Origin of the sequence: Candidatus Uabimicrobium amorphum (assembly GCF_009002475.1) — a bacterium.
Classification (GTDB): domain Bacteria; phylum Planctomycetota; class Uabimicrobiia; order Uabimicrobiales; family Uabimicrobiaceae; genus Uabimicrobium; species Uabimicrobium amorphum.
This window is the reverse complement of sequence record NZ_AP019860.1, coordinates 7,613,257-7,632,705: the sequence shown is the minus strand read 5'-3', so window position 1 is coordinate 7,632,705 and position 19,449 is coordinate 7,613,257. Positions and strand designations below refer to the sequence as shown.

General features: G+C 39.6%; 16 protein-coding genes. 7 read left to right on the top strand and 9 right to left on the bottom strand.

All coding sequences use genetic code 11. The features are described from left to right. Window positions 1-5 precede the first annotated feature (5 nt). Together UABAM_RS26625 and UABAM_RS26620 are read left to right on the top strand one after the other, a co-directional pair. Window positions 6-437 (top strand): DUF3341 domain-containing protein, encoded by a 432-nt coding sequence (locus tag UABAM_RS26625; RefSeq protein WP_173013593.1) that lies wholly within the window; start codon window positions 6-8, stop codon window positions 435-437. Continuing rightward, the gene (locus UABAM_RS26620) at window positions 434-1,546 is read left to right on the top strand and encodes a hypothetical protein (RefSeq protein WP_151971030.1); all 1,113 of its coding nucleotides are present in this window, start codon (window positions 434-436) and stop codon (window positions 1,544-1,546) included. The genes UABAM_RS26625 and UABAM_RS26620 overlap by 4 nt, the downstream gene beginning before the upstream one ends. Before the next feature lie 240 nt (window positions 1,547-1,786). Here the strand turns inward: UABAM_RS26620 and UABAM_RS26615 are convergent, their stop codons facing one another. From UABAM_RS26615 to UABAM_RS26610, 3 genes are all read right to left on the bottom strand, one after another. Continuing rightward, entirely contained in the window at window positions 1,787-2,428 is a 642-nt protein-coding gene (locus UABAM_RS26615; RefSeq protein WP_151971029.1) for a hypothetical protein, read from the bottom strand. Continuing rightward, entirely contained in the window at window positions 2,425-2,586 is a 162-nt protein-coding gene (locus tag UABAM_RS33570) for a hypothetical protein (protein WP_173013592.1), read from the bottom strand. Before UABAM_RS33570 ends, UABAM_RS26615 begins: the two co-directional genes overlap by 4 nt. A gap of 448 nt (window positions 2,587-3,034) precedes the next feature. Continuing rightward, window positions 3,035-5,311 (bottom strand): neutral/alkaline non-lysosomal ceramidase N-terminal domain-containing protein, encoded by a 2,277-nt coding sequence (locus UABAM_RS26610; RefSeq protein WP_151971028.1) that lies wholly within the window; start codon window positions 5,309-5,311, stop codon window positions 3,035-3,037. A gap of 134 nt (window positions 5,312-5,445) precedes the next feature. Here UABAM_RS26610 and UABAM_RS26605 point away from each other — a divergent pair, with 134 nt between their 5' ends. Both UABAM_RS26605 and UABAM_RS26600 read left to right on the top strand, forming a co-directional pair. Further along, on the top strand, window positions 5,446-7,449 hold the full coding sequence (locus UABAM_RS26605) for a serine/threonine-protein kinase (RefSeq protein WP_151971027.1): 2,004 nt from the start codon (window positions 5,446-5,448) through the stop codon (window positions 7,447-7,449). 50 nt (window positions 7,450-7,499) lie between these two features. Then, the gene (locus UABAM_RS26600; RefSeq protein ID WP_151971026.1) at window positions 7,500-9,494 is read left to right on the top strand and encodes a protein kinase domain-containing protein; all 1,995 of its coding nucleotides are present in this window, start codon (window positions 7,500-7,502) and stop codon (window positions 9,492-9,494) included. A gap of 64 nt (window positions 9,495-9,558) precedes the next feature. On the opposite strand, the gene UABAM_RS26595 is transcribed toward UABAM_RS26600, so the two are convergent. Together UABAM_RS26595 and UABAM_RS26590 are read right to left on the bottom strand one after the other, a co-directional pair. Next, window positions 9,559-9,738: a hypothetical protein gene (locus tag UABAM_RS26595; RefSeq protein WP_151971025.1), complete on the bottom strand. Its 180-nt coding sequence runs from the start codon at window positions 9,736-9,738 to the stop codon at window positions 9,559-9,561. Beyond that, complete coding sequence (locus UABAM_RS26590; protein ID WP_151971024.1) at window positions 9,735-10,673, bottom strand: alpha/beta fold hydrolase; 939 nt, start codon at window positions 10,671-10,673, stop codon at window positions 9,735-9,737. Before UABAM_RS26590 ends, UABAM_RS26595 begins: the two co-directional genes overlap by 4 nt. A 109-nt stretch (window positions 10,674-10,782) precedes the next feature. Between UABAM_RS26590 and UABAM_RS26585 the strand changes: the two genes are divergently transcribed. The 3 genes from UABAM_RS26585 to UABAM_RS26575 all read left to right on the top strand — a co-directional run bounded on the left by UABAM_RS26585 (window position 10,783) and on the right by UABAM_RS26575 (window position 14,898). Next, the gene (locus UABAM_RS26585) at window positions 10,783-12,195 is read left to right on the top strand and encodes a DUF1800 domain-containing protein (RefSeq protein ID WP_151971023.1); all 1,413 of its coding nucleotides are present in this window, start codon (window positions 10,783-10,785) and stop codon (window positions 12,193-12,195) included. Between the two features lie 12 nt (window positions 12,196-12,207). Then, on the top strand, window positions 12,208-13,362 hold the full coding sequence (locus UABAM_RS26580; protein WP_151971022.1) for a DUF1501 domain-containing protein: 1,155 nt from the start codon (window positions 12,208-12,210) through the stop codon (window positions 13,360-13,362). Window positions 13,363-13,563: 201 nt separating this feature from the next. Further along, window positions 13,564-14,898, top strand: a complete 1,335-nt coding sequence (locus UABAM_RS26575; protein ID WP_151971021.1) for a hypothetical protein — start codon at window positions 13,564-13,566, stop codon at window positions 14,896-14,898. A 44-nt stretch (window positions 14,899-14,942) separates the two neighbouring features. On the opposite strand, the gene UABAM_RS26570 is transcribed toward UABAM_RS26575, so the two are convergent. The 4 genes from UABAM_RS26570 to UABAM_RS26555 all read right to left on the bottom strand — a co-directional run bounded on the left by UABAM_RS26570 (window position 14,943) and on the right by UABAM_RS26555 (window position 18,846). Beyond that, window positions 14,943-15,323, bottom strand: a complete 381-nt coding sequence (locus UABAM_RS26570; RefSeq protein WP_151971020.1) for a hypothetical protein — start codon at window positions 15,321-15,323, stop codon at window positions 14,943-14,945. Between the two features lie 34 nt (window positions 15,324-15,357). Further along, complete coding sequence (locus tag UABAM_RS26565; protein ID WP_151971019.1) at window positions 15,358-16,230, bottom strand: acyl carrier protein; 873 nt, start codon at window positions 16,228-16,230, stop codon at window positions 15,358-15,360. Continuing rightward, window positions 16,214-17,695 (bottom strand): sodium-dependent transporter, encoded by a 1,482-nt coding sequence (locus UABAM_RS26560; RefSeq protein WP_229759308.1) that lies wholly within the window; start codon window positions 17,693-17,695, stop codon window positions 16,214-16,216. The genes UABAM_RS26565 and UABAM_RS26560 overlap by 17 nt, the downstream gene beginning before the upstream one ends. Before the next feature lie 248 nt (window positions 17,696-17,943). Next, window positions 17,944-18,846, bottom strand: a complete 903-nt coding sequence (locus tag UABAM_RS26555; protein WP_151971017.1) for an MBL fold metallo-hydrolase — start codon at window positions 18,844-18,846, stop codon at window positions 17,944-17,946. Window positions 18,847-19,449: the final 603 nt, after the last annotated feature.

Sequence of the window (19,449 nt, the reverse complement as noted above, 5' to 3'; positions counted from 1 at the left end):
ATGTTGTGAGTAACGAGTTTATATTTGATAGTGAAACCGAATTTATAGAAAAATTGAAAGAACTGATTAAAGACGGGGTAACAGAAGATGACGTAGAAATATACGCTCCGTATCCAGTTCATGGCCTAGACGCAATGTTTGGAAAACCTTCAAAGTTGAAGTTTTTCACACTTACAGGTGCTCTTAGTGGTGTAACAACAGGTTTAGTTTTGACAAATTACGCTTCGTGGCACTGGCCGCTAATTACAAGCGGAAAACCAATACATTCGCAGCCACCATTTTTAGTTGTATCTTTCGAGTTGACGATCTTACTTGGGGGAATTTTTTCATTACTTGGCTTTTTATTTCTGAGTAGATTGCCTAATCCAACGCAAATTATACCAGAAAAAGAATACGGAAATAAATTTGCCATTGTCATGAAGGAGAAACAAGAATGAAACCTCAAAAACTAGTGGTGATGATTGGCGTGGCTGTACTAGTTACATTAGGTGTGGAATACGGTATCGGTAAATTTCACCAAACATCACTTATTTTTAACCTAGCAATCTTCTTAGGTGCTGCACAAGGCTGCGTTGCCTTGATGGCAGCGGCTCAGTTGTGCGAAGGTAAATGGGCAAAGCCGATACGAAGGCATCTACTAAATGCTGTACCACTTATTTTAATGTGCGCATTTTTGTATCTGCTGATCGTTCCACAGTGGAAAGCGCTGTACCCTGATGTTGTAACAAATGGACATTCGAAATGGTTTACAGGTCTCGCATTCTGCGTTGGACGAAACTTTGCGCTGATGGTCGTATCTTTTATTTTTGCGGCATTATATGCAAAGCACAGTCTAGCTGAAAACGAAGTTGTTTGCAGAAGATACGCCGTACTGTACCTTTTCTCCTATGTTATTTGTCAAACATTTTATGCCTTGGACGTAGTAATGCCATTGGAATTTCCATGGTTTAGTACGCTGTTTGGTGCGTCATTCTTTGTCGAAGGTTTGTATCTTGGCTTGGTAATAGCGGCATTTATATCTTACGCAATGTTTAAGCAACATGGAGACAATATACCTGCAGACGTTAAGAAAACTCAGTACGATGTTTCTCTTCTTATGCATGGTTTTAGTATATTGTGGACATACATGTTCTTTTCACAGTTCCTAGCAATTTGGTACGGAAACATTCCTGAAGAGGTATTGTTTTTCAGCGTAAGAACATTTGAAGGCGCAGGACAAAATGTACATATGAGTAAATTCGTGTACATTGGTGGTGCCGCAGCTGTAATGCTATTCTTGATACCGTTTGTATCGCTTATCTTTAAGCGTATAAAGGGAAATCCGAGAAACATGATAGTTTTGGGAATGATAATTATTGCCGGTTCTATACTCGAAAAAGTATACATCATCGGTGGAGTTCCCAAAATGGATTCGCATCACGAAATGTTCAGTGGAAGGCTTGATTTAAACGCAGTTGCTGTTGCGATTGAGTTCGTTCTTTTGGCGAGCATTTACTACATGCAATTCAAAGCTGGTTTTGCTCAAGAAGAGAAAGCCGCAGCATAATAATTCTACAAGAATTGTTATCATTCACAAAATAGGAGTCTGAGAAATCAGGCTCCTATTTTTTTTTGTGGTTTGGGTTTTGCTTGTGTTTGGGTTGTTTCCATGTTGGTGCCCTCACCATCGAATTTAAGGTTTTAGCTTCGCTAAAAGCCTTAATTCTCATGCCTCTCCCACAGGGAGAGGCGTAACACGTTTGTTTTCGTTCTTTTTGTTTGGTTGTTTGCGCGTTGAATGAGAGAGCTACTTTACTATAGAGGCGCCTACGTACAAATTTAAGTTAGGCGTTAATGAGGTTGCCAACGCCGTTTTTTCATCTTGCACGGAAATTTTGAAGTGGCGTTTGAAGGTGTCCTTATCGCGCCATATCCAATCGATTTCGACTTCGATGGTATTGTTTTTGATAAGTGGAGTCGCGCTTAGTTCCCAACTTTTACGTTTGTCTATATGGTCCTTAAGTTTGTCGAATTTCGAATAACCACGGACAATATCGCGGCGCAACGTAATGTCTTCTGGGGTATTACCCATTACCAACTCTCCGCTTTTCAATACTACCTTGTGACTATTACTTGTGGTAAACGCACAAATTCTTTGGGGATTATATTGACTTTTTCCGACACTTATCCACACATTAATTCGTTGGTAGTCTTTTGTCATCCTTTGATGAAGATCAAAAAGAAAGTTGTTGATTTTTTGGTGTACTTCGGGTGTTTGATGTACAATTAACAAATGTCTCCAGCCTTCGATACTTGTAACGTTGTCATCCCAGCTGCGTTTTTCAATGTGGGATGTAATGAAGTCTTGGGCAAATACAGCAGGCCATTTTTCGGTGTTGAGGGGTTGTAATTTGAAATGATGAAATAGACCGGTATCGTATATTTTCATGGATGTTTGTGGATGTCGCGAATACGAAAATTGATTTTTCCATCATCATGTATTTTGTGGGTAAATACGGTATTTATTTTATGCGTGTCGCCGATGGTATCGATCGCTTTAAGAAATGGGGTATTGACAGAATAAATAAAGTTAAGAAGCGCATACATATTCCCTTTCGTTAGATAGTAGGTATTTTTTTCGATGTGAACTCAACTTAATCATGCTGTACAACTTTTGACTCGCAACTCAATTGAATTTTGTTTGTACGAGTTGGATGTATTATGCCTCTCCCTGTGGGAGAGGCATGAGAATTAAGGCTTTTAGCGAAGCTGAAACCTTAAATTCGATGGTGAGGGCACCAACATGGAAGTGTAAAACCAATAGCAAGTTTAGAATAACAGAATGCGAATAGGAAACGTTTATCTATTGTAAATAGCAACTTGAGGAAAGTGATTCGTTTTCAGATTGGTGCCCTCACCATCGCCTTGCTATTTCAGCTTCGCTGAAAGTAACAAGTCTCATGCCTCTCCCACGGGAGAGGCGTAATGCGTTTGTTTTCGTTCTTTTTGTTTTGATGTTGTGCGCATTATACGCACAACATTTAATTTGACGCGTTTACTTGCGCAAACGCCCCGTAGAAAACTCCTCGTTACCGTTGCCGTGTTGGTCTTGTGCATAACCCGCAGGAACGGTTATTGTGGTAGGTTTTACATCTATTTGTGCGCTAAAGTATCCATCACCGTTCTTACTCGGTTTGGCTTCGTATACTTTACGCTCACCGTTTGCGGTAAAACGAATGACGCCGTTGTTCACGTACTTTAATTTATGAGAAAGGTCGTATTCGGTAGCACCTGGGTATTCCAAACGAAAATGGATGGTATTACCACTTGCATAACAATGCGAAATCCACATGCTCTTCGATGGCACAACCGAGAATTCATTGGAGAATCCCGAATAAGGTGTGAGCTCTTGTGTCCATGAATCTTTGTATTTTCCGCTGTGAAATATGCGATACGTTCCCAGTGGTGCATCCGCAGGGATATCCCAGATCACTTCGATTTGCGATTGGTGTTGCCCTATACGGTGCCATAAGAACGCGGTGTCCAAATCGTAGTCGAATTTTACCGGAACCCATTTGTCCTCGTCTACTTTGCGTTCAATGACGAAAAAGCTGTCGTTTGTTTTAAAGGTATTGCGTGGATTGGCTCCCCAAAACTTCATGGAAACCACACTCATGCGTTCGACTTCTTTGGGCATTTTTTCGGCGATGTCACCGAACTCTCCAAGAAAAGGCGCTTCGTCGTAAGGCGACTCGTCAAGAGGCATTTGCTTGCCGGTTAAGTCGCGTGGGGTTGGTCCTGGTGGAAGTTGGGTATTTTCTGCGATAGACTCTGCCAATTCTGCGAACAGTTGTTGGTACGCGGCGCATGTCCATTGTCCGAATAGTGTGGAAGCACCTTCGTAGTGTTGCTGGTTGTACTCTTCACGTGTGGAAACGTAGTTGGCAAAAGCGTTGGTGGGTGAAGAAATGATGCAGGTGTCAACGCCTATCTTTTGCAAGTGTTCTTTTGCGGCTTTGCGCATGCGTCTTCCCGCGTGTGTAGTGGTTTCAGCGGGTACACCTAGAATACCTAGGTTACCGATGGTGAACAACTGTATCGGAAGCACTTCTGGGGTCCATGGTGTGGAAAATTTTCCGGTTTCTAGGAAAATGATTTTGGTTCCATGGGTGGGGTCGTATTTACCTTTGTACAAACCTTCCTTGATGTAAGGTAGGTTACTCGGTCCATCGCGTTCTACTCCTGCGGTGAAATTAATACCTAGTGCTGCGAAGGTGGTTTTGTAGTCGCGAATGCCGTCGGTGTATTTGGCCTTAACGGTTAAATCTGAGAAATCACTGTATATGTGGCGAAAGTGAATGGTCGGTTGTAGTTCGGTGGTGGCATTTTGATACAATTCCCATGCTTTGTCGAACTGCTTTTTGCCGGCGATCGAGCAACTTGCGTAGTCGTTGATTCCGCCGCCATCCATGTTACCGACAACGTTGGCACTAACGTCTCCCAGAGTACTATTGGCGAACGCCGCGACAAATGTATCCTCGGTTGTGGTGTAGTCGGTGTCTTTTTTCATCTCAAATAGGCGTTCGGCCCATCCTTTGTTGTCGCTAGAAATCAAGCGATTGGTGTTGTCTTCATCGGGATTTCCGGCGTCGGGATGTGCGAAGAATACCGAAGTGGTGTGTACGCCAAACCACGAGATCATACCGATTTCTTTGCCACCGGGGCGTTGAAACTTGAGCACTGTCATGGTTTCATCAATAGGTGTATGAAGGTTGGCATCGACATTTGCCATATACGCTTCTAACGAACGGTTTACCGCTGCACCTTTTAGTGTGCCTTGCGCCATAAAAATTTTTGCGGGAGCAACGTTGTTGTGTGCGCGGGAAATGGCTTCGCAAATGCCAGCGACAATGGTGTCGAAATTGCGTTGGCTAAATCCCAAAATGTAGGTGTTGTAAAGCGTATACCAGGCATAACCACCAGGACCACTGTGAGTGTGGTTGGCATTGAGCATGACATTCTTTACGTTGTAAGTGTCTCCGTACATTTTTTGTAGTTTTTCGACAACTTTTATTTTTATTCCCTGGGGAATCGCCCATAGGTCACTACATACAAATGCAATACGTGTGTTATTGGCTTCGATAACATAAGCTCTAGCGCGCAAACGCGTATGTATACCGCCGGTTTTCATTTCCATGCGCGCGAATCCTGCCATAGTAACATCTCCTGCAGGACCTGTCACATCGTAAATACCGGTTCCCACGAGAAATTGATCGGCAGATGCTGGTATGGCAAAGCATACCATGCATAATAAAGTGAATAAATACCGCACTTTTCTCCCCTGATAATAGATTTCATGTAATTTTAATTTACTTTTTTTGCATAAGCTATATTATTATAAAGATTTACCTGTGTATATTCAACACAATTGCAAACCGCTTCCAGATCAAAACAGAAAGAGACTACATGCTTCACGACCTAAGACCAAATCAGAAATTTGCTCACTATCAGCTACAACAGAAAATAGGTGAAGGGGGAATGGGATCTGTTTATCGGGCGATAGATTTGAGATTACAACGCGCGGTTGCCATCAAGTTTATTAGCAACCAAGTTACCTCGCAACAAGATATCGAACGCTTTTTGCGCGAGGCGCGTGCTATGGCAAAACTGGATCATGAAAATATTGTCAAAATATACGAAGTGGGAATTTCCCCTGCGCCATTTATAGCCATGGAGTTTTTGGAAGGGCAAACGTTAAAGGAACTTATTCAGCAAAAATTACCCGCACAACAATTTGTCGAAATCATCATTCAAGTTTCGCAGGCACTCATTGTTGCCCATCGGCAAAACATCATCCACCGTGATATTAAGCCTGCCAATATTATTGTGGGTAATGGTAAGGCAAAACTCATGGATTTTGGTTTGGCCAAAAATCGAGAAAGTCAGGAACAATCACTTTCGAAAAGTGGCGCAATAATTGGTACAGCGGCATATATGCCTCCTGAACAAGTCAAAGGAGAAACAGCACCAACGAACGATATATATTCTTTGGGAGCGGTTTTGTACGAAGGGCTTACTGGTATGCCCCCTTTTCAAGGAGACAATTATCTCAACATTCTTTCGCAGTTGGTTTTGAAAGATCCCGTTGCACCGCGAGATCTCAATCCCGATATTTCCATCTATCTCGAAGCCATTTGTCTAAAGTGCCTACACAAAAAACCTCAGTACAGATATCAAAGTGCGAAAAGTCTAAAGCAAGATTTGGTAAATTTTATGAATGGGCAACCGATTGTTGCCAAACCATATACAAATATTGAAAGATGGAAAAAGTCACTAGCTCAACATAAAGTACTGTTTTCTGTGATTGCGCTTTTTATGTTAGGACTTTCCACCATGTTTGTTGTTGTATTGCGCCGTGGTTATGATCTACAACAAGCAAATGCCAAGTTGATTGAAGTTAACAAAGTTGCTGAAAAACGAACGCGGCAGCGCGATCAACAAATTATACAACTTGAAAATTCTTATCAATATTCCGTTCAGGAAATACTGACTTTGTTTCAAAAAATAGGACTACAGCAACCGCAACTTCTTAGTAAAAAAGATGAATTGGCCATTTTTATGGTAAAAATTGCGCGTTATGCGCCGAAAAATTTACTTCCCACAGACAAAGAAATCGCCAACGAATTTTTAATGATTTATTTTCAAACTCGGTTAGGTCTTCCCATAGACGGGACAAAATTGTACGCAAATTTGGCGAAGAAGTCATCATTTATGATGTTGTATATTGAAAAACAAGCCTTGCACTGCTCAAAAGGAGAGTATCAACAAGCCTTAGATGATTGCAAAAAAATGTTGCAACTAAATCGCAGTAGTACCCACCCGTACTACTTGATCGCTTTTATTTTATTCCTCGAAGGGAAGTACCATCGGGCCCTAAAAAGAATAAATATATTACGGAAAAAGAATCCAAAACACATTGATATCGCCTTGCTTCGTGGTAGGATACTTCACGCCTTAGGTCGACATAAGGACGCAATTCGCGTTTTTAATACTGAAATCAATAATGCTACTCACATAAAACCCCAGTTGTATTACCAACGTAGCTCTTGCTATGCAGCATTACAAAAATTCGACAAAGGCATTGCTGACTGCGAAAAAGCTCTGGAGATAGATCGCACTTTTATTGACACTTATGTTCGCCTGGCAGATATTTACGTAAAAAAGGGAAAATATTCCGTTGCGATTGATAACTATCAGAAATATGTGAAAGCGCCGCAAAAAAATAAAAAGATGCTTTTTGTATGCTACAATAAAATAGCGCTCTGTTTCCACAAGAAGAAAGAGTTTAAACGTGCGATCACATATTGGGAGAAAGTATTACAAAACCCAAAAATCGATAAAGCGATGAAAACCAATATTCTGAAACAAATCGCCAAGACCAAAAGACACATAACAAAAAGACAGAAATAACAAAAGTAGAGTTTGTAAAGGTTCATTTTAAATTTACAGAAAGTGAATATATGCTTCGCGATACAAGTTTGAAACCAAATCAGCAATTTGCGCACTACCAATTACAAGAAAAAATTGGTGAAGGTGGAATGGGTTCTGTTTACCGCGCTGTGGATTTAAAGTTGCAGCGTACCGTTGCCATAAAAGTGATTACGAATGAGGTAACATCGCAACATGATGTGGAACGGTTTTTACGTGAAGCGCGTGCTATGGCAAAACTGGATCACGAAAATATTGTGCAAATATACGAAGTGGGAATTTCCCCTGTGCCATTTATAGCCATGGAGTTTTTGGAGGGCAAAACCCTAAAAGAACTCATTTACGAAAAACTTTCTCCGCAAAAACTTGTGGAGATTGTCATACAAATTGCCCGGGCACTGCGTGTGGCGCACAAGCAAAGCATTATCCATCGCGATATTAAACCTGCTAACATTATTGTGAGCGATGGTAAGGCGAAACTCATGGATTTCGGCTTGGCAAAAAATCGTGGAAATAGCGAAAAGTCTCTTTCAAAAAGTGGTGCTATCGTTGGCACTGCGGCATACATGCCGCCCGAACAAGTCAGAGGAGAAACCGCTCCGACGAATGATATATATTCTTTGGGGGCAGTATTATATGAAGGTCTTACTGGAATGCCTCCTTTTCAAGGAGATAACTATTTGAATATTCTTTCGCAGTTAGTTCTAAAAGACCCTGTTGCGCCGCGAGAGTTAAACCCTGATATCTCTATTTATCTTGAAGCCATTTGTTTGAAGTGCCTACACAAGAAACCACAGCTACGCTATCAAACAGCGAGAAGTCTTGAGAATGACTTAGATAACTTTCTCCAAGGTAAGCCTGTAACAGCAAAACCATACACTACGATTGTTAAGTGGCAAAAATTATTTGCACAAAACAAGATGCTGTTTTTGATGATTGGTGTTTTTTTGGCATTTTTAGTAGTTATGTCTGGATTTTTGTTGTTTATGCAAAAACAATTACGGAATAGTAATGACTTACTAGTGAAAGAGAAAAAAAATTTAAAAGACAAGGTCATTCAAATCGAAAATACCTACCAATTCTCTCTAGAAAAAATGTTGAGTTTAATAGAGTTTTTTGCAGGAAATCAATCAATGCAAGATAGCGAAATATTGATGAGAAATAGAGAACGATTGGCGACATTAATTATCGAAGTCTCCCCATTTGCTCCTCGAAATTTGTTACCAAAAAGTCGTGCTGTTGCGCTGCAATTTCTCGACGCGTATTTTGCGTCGCGCATAGAACCCAAAATTGGTATTTTGTTGTACAAAGAGCTCCTTAAAAAAGAAGAATTTGTTTTGTTATATGGCGATAAACAATATATACATCGTATGTTAGGTCAATACGATGAAGCACTTCGCGATTGTCAGGAAATGCTAAGATTAGATCCGGATGGTATCCATGCTCGTTATTTAATTGCATACGTTAAGTATGAACAAGGTAAGTACTCGGAAGCATTGGAACTTACCACGAAATTTTTTGAAAAAAAGTACGATCATTTTGGTATTCACCAATTGCGTGGCAAAATACTAAGTGCGCAAAAGAAGTACAATGAAGCGATAGAGTTTTGTAGTAAAGGTTTACTGAAAACACCAGAAGACAAAGCACTATTGTATTTACGCGGTTATAATTATGGAAAGCTTCGGCAGTACGAGAAAGCTATTGCAGAATATACAAAGGCTATCAAGGTGGATGGTAATTATACTCGGACTTACTTTCGTCGCGGGACATTGTATAAACGCCGAGGGAATATAGATAAGGCGATAGATGATTTCGAAGAGTACATTTACAGAGAAAAAAAAGATGACAAGATGATGGGTGATGTATATTCCTTACTTGGTGACTGCTTTTTTAAAAAGAAGAAATATTTCGTGGCAATAAAAAATTACCGCAAGGGGTTGCAAATCGCGAGAAATAAATATGCGAATCTTGCACAAAGTCTACGTTCAAAAATAAAATCTACGCAAAAATTATTGAAGAAAAAATGAAAATTGTACGGTAGAGATATATTAGTATTTGATGCCCCACCGGGGGCATCGTACGTTAAAGAGTCTAACTTTGATTTTCATTTGGTTGAGGTTGATAACCAGGGCACTCCACCATCGGTAACTGTGGGTATTTGCGGAAACGCTCGTCGCTTTGTGAAAGTAAACACAAGTAAAACGTACTTCCCCGGCTGTTTATAATTTTCTTCACATGTTGGCAGTGGTCACACAGGCCGGCATCCATCACTTAATTTCCTGTAAAAAGGCGAGTAGTATTTCGCTGGTTTCTTGTGGACGTTCGTATTGCGGAACATGTGCACAATTTTTCATGACCTTTAGTTGCGAGTTTGGCAAAAGTTTATGATAGCGTTCACCTACTTGGGGAACCACAACTCTATCGCTATCTCCCCATAAAATGAGAGTCTGCTGCTTTATTTGCGGAACGCGCTCATTTAGGATAATGTCTTTCCCTTCGCGAATTTCTTTGCGCATATGGTTTAACCACTCGAAGTTTTTTTGTGAATTTTCGATAAAAAGTCGTTGGACCGAACCAGGCATGAACGGACGCTCGACGAATAAATACGTCATGTATTCATTCAGTTCTTCCATCGTTTCAACAGGCTTGGGGGCTGGTTGGTAAGGGAGTCCATCGATTACTGTCACTCCTGCGGCGTTTAGAAGTAGTAGAGATTTGACTTGCTCAGGATATTGTAATGTATATGCGGCGCTGATGTGTCCGCCCATCGAATTTCCCCCAAGGTGAAACTCTTTTACTTGCAATTTCTCAAACATCTTGTGAAAAAAGACGACTTGATCACGTATGCCATAACGGCGATTTTTATCGCGAGCTGTTATTCCAAAGCCAGGAACTTCAGGTAAAATAACGCGATATTTTTTTGTCAACCACTTCGCTACCTGTAAAAAAGAGGCCTTGCTATCGCTAAAACCATGAATGAGAATTAGATTTTCACCATGTCCACCATCGTAGTAAGTGACCTCGTAGTCGTCGATGGTGATACTTTTTTTGGTAAGTCCTGCTTTCCATTGAAAGATTTTATAGTTGAAGTTCAGTACCTGCTGAGGAAAAAACAGGTATATAATTGCTACATATACGATGAGTAATAAAAAGATAAGTCCTAAAATATACATGAATTTCTTCCTACCTGAATTTTTGTTGCTCATGAAAAACTTCCTAAAAATTTCACTGTAGAGATCAAGATGCGTACACTATAATAGCAAACACTGTTACAACCATACTCTTAAACACGATAGAGATGTAAAAGGAATACAAATGCATATAAAACACTTCGTAATCATAATTTTTTTTACTATGGCAGTATGTGCTTTAGAATACGATGAAGCAAGACATTTGTTAAGTCGTACAGGCTTTGGCGGGACTCCTGCTGAAATTGAAGAGATACTACCTCTTACCTATGAACAAGCGGTGGATCAGTTGCTCTCCGGGCTGGGAAATGGGTCAATGATTGACTCTCCAGAATGGACAACACAACTTCCCGAAGTAAAGCCTCGAAAAAACAAAGCGCTACTACAAGTAATGTCTGAAGATCAAAAAAAACAGTATCGAAGACTAATGCGCCAAAGAAGAAATCAAAAGGGTGTACATCTCAAGATGTGGTGGTACAAACAGATGATTCACACCGATTCACCTTTGACAGAACGCATGGTGCTATTTCTTCACAACCATTTTACTTCCAGTTTAAAAAAAGTAAAGTTTCCTTATTTGCTTTACCAACAAAATATGTTGTTTCGTAAATACGTTAAGGGAAATTTTCGCGATTTAACACAGGCCGTTGCCAAAGACCCGGCCATGATTTTATACCTTGACAACCAAACCAATCGCAAAGGCAAACCAAATGAAAACTTTGCGCGCGAATTACTAGAGTTATTCACCCTAGGCGAAGGAAACTATACAGAAGAAGACATCAAACAAGGTGCTCGTGCATTCACCGGATGGATGGTGAGTAAAAGAGATGGCTTATATCAATTTAATGAGCGCTTTCACGATGCGGGTGACAAAAAATTTATGGGACAAGTGGGAAATTTTAACGGAGAAGATATTGTAAATATCGTTTTTACTAACCCACAAGTGGCAAAGTATATGGTAAACAAATTGTGGATAGAGTTTATTTCCCCTGCTCCAGTAAAAGAAGAGGTGGATAGGCTAGCCAAAATATTTGTAGACAGCGATTATGAAATGTTGCCGCTACTTCGCGCGCTATTTTTGTCAGAGCATTTTCGTAGTCGCGAGAATTACGCACAGCAAATAAAGTCGCCCGTGGAACTTATTGTTGGAACTCTACGCATGTTCAAAGTTCATGTGACCAACCATCGTCAATTGGTTCAATATGGTAAACAACTTGGACAAGATTTGTTTGATCCTCCCAATGTAAAAGGATGGCCAGGAGGAAACGAATGGATTACAAGTCACACATTACTCAATCGTCGCCAAATGCTAGAAAGAGCACTTCGCGGTAACGATATGTTCATGCAGCGTTTTTGGGTTTGGGATTATTTAGACAAAAAAATGAAAATGTCGTCGTGGATTGGTTTAACGTCAGAAGAAAAGATGCAGAAAGTACAGCTCACGCTTCTCGCCGCAGATCCAGTAAATAAATCGGAATCCAAAGAACTTCTTGCCCATATCAAAAGTTTTGTTTTAGATTTAAGTTACCAATTAAAATAAAGGAATGTATGCATGAACAGAAGAGACTTCATTAAAATAGCTGGTCTATCGCTAATTGCCCCGCAACTTCTTGCGCAAAAAACAGATCCAACCATTAATAGCAAGACATTGGTTCTTTTAGAACTCAAGGGTGGAAATGACGGACTAAACACCGTAGTGCCATACAGCGATGAAAAATATTATAAGTTACGTCCACAATTGGCAGTGCGCCGTGAACAAGTTTTGCAATTGTCTCCTGAACTTGGTCTAAATCCAGTGATGGAAAAATTTATGCCTATTTGGCAAGAAAAGGAACTCGCGGTAATTTGTGGTGTGGGATATCCCGAACCAAACCGTTCGCATTTTCGTTCTATAGAGATTTGGGAAACGGGTTCTGATAGCAACGATTATTTACAAGACGGGTGGATCGCGCGTTTATTTGAAGAAAGCGACCCAGGAAAATTACTCGCGGACGGAATTATTTTAGGTAACAATGAAGGTGGTCCACTTGCGGGTCTAAATATGCGCAATATTTTTATGCGCAATCCAAAACAGTTTTTTCAGCAGGCGAAAAAACTAAAGGAGCTACAAGCGAAAACAAATAACAACGCCCTGAAGCATTTACTAAAAGTTCAGCAAGATATTCATACCGCTGCACAAGATTTAGAGAAAAAAGTAATGGAAAACTCGATGGCTGGTTCGCAATTTCCACCAAGCCAAATAGGTAAACAGTTACAAATAGCGGCGAATATTATTACAAGTGACACTCCAGTGGCGGTGATCAAAGTGTCTCACGGTGGATTCGATACGCACAGTGGACAAAGAGCGAAACATGATCGTTTACTACAGCAACTCAGTAATGCGCTACATTCCTTCCGTAAAACACTTATCGAAAAGGGCAAATGGAACGATACTCTCGTGATGACCTATTCGGAATTTGGGAGACGCGCATACGAAAATGGTAGTAAAGGAACCGACCACGGAACCGCAGCTCCTCACTTTATGATGGGGGGAAAAGTTCGCGGAGGTATATACGGCAAACAACCAGAATTAACCGAACTCAAAAAAGGTGACTTAGTCTACCACGTGGACTATCGCAGTATGTACTCTACTGTGGCAAACAAATGGTGGAACGTATCCAATGACTTTAGCAAAGATTACGAAATGATTAACTGTATCAAATCATAAATCACACAATACCTTAACTGCAAAATCATAAATTTCATACAAGACCCTAGCCAGTTTTCTCAGAAAACTGGCTCATTTCACACTTTTCCTCTAAAAAAAACTTTTCCTTCGCTTTTTGCCAGAAAAAAATAATAATAGAATTAAGGTGATGTCCAACTACTTTTATTCCATTTATCACATCATAGTTAGAAAGCTAAAAACATGAGACATATCATATTCGTTTTTGCATGCTTGGGATTGTTATTTGCTAACTGGGGAAAAGAACAAAAAATTTACTACGCTATCGAGATGAAAGAACAATTAGTGGGTTATGCTGCCATTGAGATCGCAAAAGATCCACAAGGAAATCCATTGTGTAAATCTTCTGTGTATGCTCGGATGACGCTCATTGGCGGTTTTGCCGATTACAAGCATGAGGAGAAAATCAAATTTTCTGCGGAGTACAAGCCTTATTTTTTTGACAATAATTTCGAGCAAGGAACAACTAAGGGCGGAGCGATCACTTATGTTACAGAAGGTCGCGCGCGAGTTATTGCCAAATCGGGTGGTTTAAAAACCATAAAATTACCACCACAAATTCAGTTTGAAGTATATCCTTATTACAATTTTCTTCGCAATTTCGCTGGAAAAAAACGCGACTATCCTATCTATAGTGATCTACTAAAAAAAGTACAAACCGTTTCCTACGAAAAATTGGGAACAGAAAGATTAAATTTCTACGGAAAGTCCTACAACGCCACAGTTTTTTCACGTAGTAATCAAGACTCTGGTGAGCGAGAAAAACTATGGATGGATATTAGCAACGGGCAAGTTTTAAAATCAAAATCGACGGCGAGCACCATCTATTTGGCGAACTCTTCTGTTGTGGATCAAGTAGAGTCTATACCTAAAAATATCAAGTATGTATCACTTAAAAGCTTGAGTTCCTCGGTGATGAAAATAGATACAGTATATAAATATCGCTACCTATACAACGGCAAGGATATTGGAAGCGACTTATTTTCTTTTCGCAAAGATGAACAAATGTACTCTTTTGATGCCAAATTAAATCTTCAGGGATTAAATACAACGACTAAATGGAAGTTAGCAGATAGTGTATTACCCAATATGTACAGTTTAAAAGGTAGTGATAAGGATACTCAATATTCACAGACATGTAAATTCAGTGAGGATGAAATTGTACAAAAGTTTGCGAAAAATGCGCGGAAGAGTACACAGAAAAAAAAGCTAGAAAGCAAAACGTATTTGTATGCAACAAGTAACATGGGGTTATTTTGTACCCTTATTTCGTCTATTCCTCTTGCAAAAGATAATGTTGCAATTTTAAAACTGTTCAATGCCACCACAGGTAAGTTTTTACTGATGAAGTGCAAGGTAGTGGGGGAAGAAAAGATATTTTACAACAATCGCCAAGTCAAAACGTGGAAAATCGATATTCTTTTGGGACGCGAAGTTGTTTATGCTTGGGTAAATAGCGCGGGAATGGTACTACGTAAAGAACAAGGCAATATGATTGTCGAGCTTCTTGACGATTGAGGAAGTGTTTGCAAACATCCTTGATGTTTGCAAACGTAGGCCATCTAAATAACTATGTAGCCTTTTAGGCTAATAAAAATTCCTAGTGCCAGATACACAACGCCCGCCACGGGAAGAGTTTTACTACTTTTTAGTATAGTACCTAGGTTGATGATTTGCTGTGGTATTATGAGTAAAAGTACTCCTTTGACGAGTCCCATCCAACCAAAAAAAGTAAGAATTACTTCCCAGCCAAGTATCCAGTGGTTGTGGGCATTTACCATAATGAGACCAAACATCATCGTCAATATCGAAACCACGTACCACACCACCGGATTCTCTAGAAAGCCATCTACAATGGCAACATAGCGTTCGCGGTGCAATAAGAGACTAACGGCAACAACTGCTAGAATAGGTCCCATTATTTTTGCTATATACAAAGACATAATTTTTCTCCCATTGAAATTGCGTTTTGTAACTTTACATTTGCGTTTTTAAAATGTCACATATTGTGGGCAACGGTGATGTTGGATCAATATCAAATGTACAGTCGCATTCTTCCTCTGCTTCCATCAAAATTTCGACAAAGTCTAAATCATCCAAACCATATTCAGATAAAGACGTATATTCATTGACGTCATTGCGTCCGCTAAATTCCTTGGTTATTGCGATCAAGCGGCTTGCCATTTTCCGTTCTTGTTTACCAATGTAAGGATTGAAAATTGGCTCGCTCTCATCATAATTAGTACTTGCGACTGCTATACTTTCTTCATAAGAGTTAAATGACGGAGGTGTATTTTTTGGTAACACGACGTTTTCGTTTTGAGTAACCCACTGTGTTTGCGAAATAGGATCGATGCCAAAAGCTTTTGGACAACTTTTTCCTTGTAAAGCTTGGTTTTGCAATAATAGACCAAATATTTGAATAGGGATATGGTATACAGAAAATTCCCCCAACATATCCGCCATGATAAATGAAAAATAGTTTGGCTTTTTTTGTGCTGTTGCCAGAGGTTCTTTTATCCCGCCATATTCCTGTGGATGCAACCAAAAATCTTGGAAGGCACGCTCTTCGTATAACAGTTTAGGCAACATGACAAAATCGTGGTTGGCGTCGTACTGCTTAAGATTGCGAATCGTCTTGTTTACCGATTCAACACCTTTTTCAATGTTGTTAATCGTCTCTAGTACCTTTTTTAGATTTTGGTTGTTGTCGATCGTTTGTTTTTGTAGTTTTTGCCAATTTTTTTGTTCATTCATTTCGCGGATTACTTGGAAAATTTTTCCCGCAACAGGTATATTTTCTAAAGCGACAGTGAAACTACTTTTCACTAAATTAGTTAGCTGACTCATTGCTTTCTTCTTTTGTGGTAAAAATCATGCTTAAAATCAAAATGACAATAGGTATGACAACACTCGAAGCCCCCAGGTATATAGCCCATATGGGGTAATTGTTGTACGAACCTTGCAGTTCTTTATTAAATTGAATGACGATCAAAGTACTGAGAATGATGGGAATAATGTAACAAATCATGATATCCCACCACTTTCCTAATTTTAAAGTACTGACACTGTTTACGTACTCACGTAGTTTGGGTGCTCCGTAAATCCATCCTACCACAATACACTGCAAAATTCCCACGGTAACTAGACCAAAATTGGTAATAAAGTGATCGAATATGTCCAAATAGTACAGTCCAGCATCGGTAACGAAAAGTAAGGCGCAGACAAAAGCGACGCTACATACGACAAGAGCAATGTAGTGCATCGAGACTTTTTTGACATCGGCAATCACGGTATTGATCGCTTCAACAAGAGAAAAAGCACTATCTATTCCCAATGTAAGTAGCATTAAAAAGAACAGAGCGGCAAAAAAAGAGGCAAAAGGCATTAACGACAACGCTTTGGGAAATACGACGAATGCCAATCCTGGTCCAGAGGTAATCACATCTTTTACATTGGCGTTTACTTGTGTTGCCATAAAACCAATGACGGAAAATACCACAAAACCAGAGAGTAAACTAATGCATGAATTGGTGACCCCTGTAATGAGAGCATCGCCGACAATATCCTGGTTTTTTTTATTATAACTGGCATAAGCGATCATAATTCCAAAGCCGAGACTGAGAGAAAAAAAGATTTGAGAGGCGGCGGCCAACCATATTTTGGTGTCAAATAAAGCTGAAAAATCTGGCGATATGTAGTATATAACTCCGCTCCATGCCCCGTCGAGTGTCATGCCGCGGACAAAAAGTATTACTAAGAAAATAATGGGTAGTGGCATGGTAATGACCACCACTTTCCCAACGCTTTTTACTCCTTTGCGTACACAAAGATAAATGGAAACCCAAGTGAGTAAAAGAGCAGTAAATAATGCGGGACTGATTCCCCCTAGTTGGCTGATTGACTCTGACTTATTAAGTACATGTTGAAAAAAGTACGTTTCGGAGTTTTGGGCCCAAGGCAGTGGGGACTGGAAAGAATCAAATAAAAATACCAACGTCCATGCCATAACCGCGGAGTAGTAGACCATAACCACGAAACCTGAAAATATCGCCATAAAGCCAATACCTCTTAAGCGTGGGTGAATGGCTTTAAAAGAAGAAATTGCTCCGCTTTGAAATTTTTGTCCGATGGCAAATTCCAAAATCAATAGAGGGATACCTAGTATAAACAACGCCAGTAGGTAAGGAATGAGAAAGGCTCCACCACCATATTCATATGCCAAGTAAGGAAACCGCCATACGTTACCTAATCCAACTGCGCTACCAATCGCAGCAAAAAGAAAAATAATTCGAGAGTTCCATCTCGCGCGCATAATTTTTGATCCTTGTTTCGAGTACGAGTGACTATAAAAACTCCTATTTAGGAGTTTGCACGGTAATTTCAGACACTACGAAGTGTATGGGAATACTCTGTGTTGTTTGTAATGCTTGAGATGGACTAAATTCAAAGCAAAAAGCATACCGTTTAACACTGTTAACAGTATGCTTTTTTTTGCGGAGGGGGTAGTTCGAAAAGAAACGCAAGTGACGCATCTTTTTGGAGCGAAACCTATTTGGTGGTTTAGACGTCTTCTAGAGTAACATCTTTTGTTTGATTACTAGCAGGTCGGAATACATTTATCGGTATTTTCAAATAGCGAACTTTATTGTCTTCTGGTTGCGGTAGATTACCTGCATCCACATTTACTTGTACGCTTTGAAATAATAATCGCGGAGCGCTTAAAGTGGCATCGCGTGTTTGGCGAAATTTTACAAATTCTTCTTGGGAGCGATCTCCCGGAAGTTGTATATTGTTTTCTTTTTGTTCCTTGATGGTACTTTCGTAACGTAGCTCACGTCCACCAGGCATATAATCATGTCCGACAAATACCTTGGTATCATCGGGCAATGTGTACAATTTTTTGGTAATAGATTCATATAGGTCACTGGCACTTCCCCCGGGGAAATCACATCTCCCTGTTCCCATATCAGGCATAAATAAAGCATCTCCCGTGAAAATGACATTATCAATTTTATATGTTGCGCAAGCCGGAGTGTGTCCAGGTGTATAAAAAGTTTCTATTTCCATATTGCCTACTTTGAGAACTTTACCTTCTTCCATTAAGTGGTCGAACTGTCGCGCGTCTGTCGGAAAATCTTTTGGCAAATTGAAGACTTCTTTAAAAACTTTTTGTACCTCAACAATATTTTTACCAATGGCGACCAATAAATCTGGATATCTCTCTTTTAATATTTGTGATCCGGAAAGATGGTCGGCGTGGGCATGAGTTTCCAGAACGTATCTTAGCTGTAGGTTATTTTCCGCGATAAACTGACACACCTTATCGATAGAATCTGTTTTTACGGTCGAGGATTGTGGCTCATAATCCAAAACGGAGTCAATAACGACGGCTTCTTTTGTGTCATCGAAGACGACGTACGTCAATGTATATGTATCTTTGTCGAAAAAAGTTTTGATTTCCATTTTGTTATTCCTATATATAACTTTGTTGGTAGAAATGTAAATCGTACATATGTATATTCTAATATTCTTATAGATATTGCAAGTTTTTTATTAAGGATTTTAGTTTTATCAAAAAATCTTACAGTGTGTCCATCTGACACAGACGCATATTTTCCAGTACATATGGAATTTCATCTATGGAAAATCTTGGACATTCTCGTGGAGTATCTTTTCACATGAAACAAATTTACGAATGATGTAATCCATTGTATTACAAGGCGAGAGCTATATCATCGCACCAGCAATAAATTTATAAAAAGATAATGTAAACCAACCTAGTACCACCATACAATTAAAAGAAATTACCAAATAAAAAAAGTTTCGTGACAAAATAAGTTGTTCAAGTTTATGGTACGAGATGCCTATTTGAATAGAGTAATTATCTGCATCAAGTTCATTTTTGTCTTGTCAAAGTTGCGGTGATATTTTGCTAAACAGCGTTTTCTCTAGTGTTGAACAAATATTAGTGGTTTTTTCATTGTGAGATTTTACCTATAATAGAATTGTCATATTAAAATTTACATACCATGCCGATTGTATTTATCGGCTGTTTTTTTACAAACT

Coding starts and splice junctions, on each gene's coding strand:
- UABAM_RS26620 (WP_151971030.1), top strand. CDS start 434: ATGAAACCTCAAAAACTAGTGGTGATGATTGGCGTGGCTGTACTAGTT.
- UABAM_RS26615 (WP_151971029.1), bottom strand. CDS start 2,428: ATGAAAATATACGATACCGGTCTATTTCATCATTTCAAATTACAACCC.
- UABAM_RS33570 (WP_173013592.1), bottom strand. CDS start 2,586: ATGTATGCGCTTCTTAACTTTATTTATTCTGTCAATACCCCATTTCTT.
- UABAM_RS26605 (WP_151971027.1), top strand. CDS start 5,446: ATGCTTCACGACCTAAGACCAAATCAGAAATTTGCTCACTATCAGCTA.
- UABAM_RS26600 (WP_151971026.1), top strand. CDS start 7,500: ATGCTTCGCGATACAAGTTTGAAACCAAATCAGCAATTTGCGCACTAC.
- UABAM_RS26590 (WP_151971024.1), bottom strand. CDS start 10,673: ATGAGCAACAAAAATTCAGGTAGGAAGAAATTCATGTATATTTTAGGA.
- UABAM_RS26585 (WP_151971023.1), top strand. CDS start 10,783: ATGCATATAAAACACTTCGTAATCATAATTTTTTTTACTATGGCAGTA.
- UABAM_RS26580 (WP_151971022.1), top strand. CDS start 12,208: ATGAACAGAAGAGACTTCATTAAAATAGCTGGTCTATCGCTAATTGCC.
- UABAM_RS26575 (WP_151971021.1), top strand. CDS start 13,564: ATGAGACATATCATATTCGTTTTTGCATGCTTGGGATTGTTATTTGCT.
- UABAM_RS26570 (WP_151971020.1), bottom strand. CDS start 15,323: ATGTCTTTGTATATAGCAAAAATAATGGGACCTATTCTAGCAGTTGTT.
- UABAM_RS26565 (WP_151971019.1), bottom strand. CDS start 16,230: ATGAGTCAGCTAACTAATTTAGTGAAAAGTAGTTTCACTGTCGCTTTA.
- UABAM_RS26560 (WP_229759308.1), bottom strand. CDS start 17,695: ATGCGCGCGAGATGGAACTCTCGAATTATTTTTCTTTTTGCTGCGATT.
- UABAM_RS26555 (WP_151971017.1), bottom strand. CDS start 18,846: ATGGAAATCAAAACTTTTTTCGACAAAGATACATATACATTGACGTAC.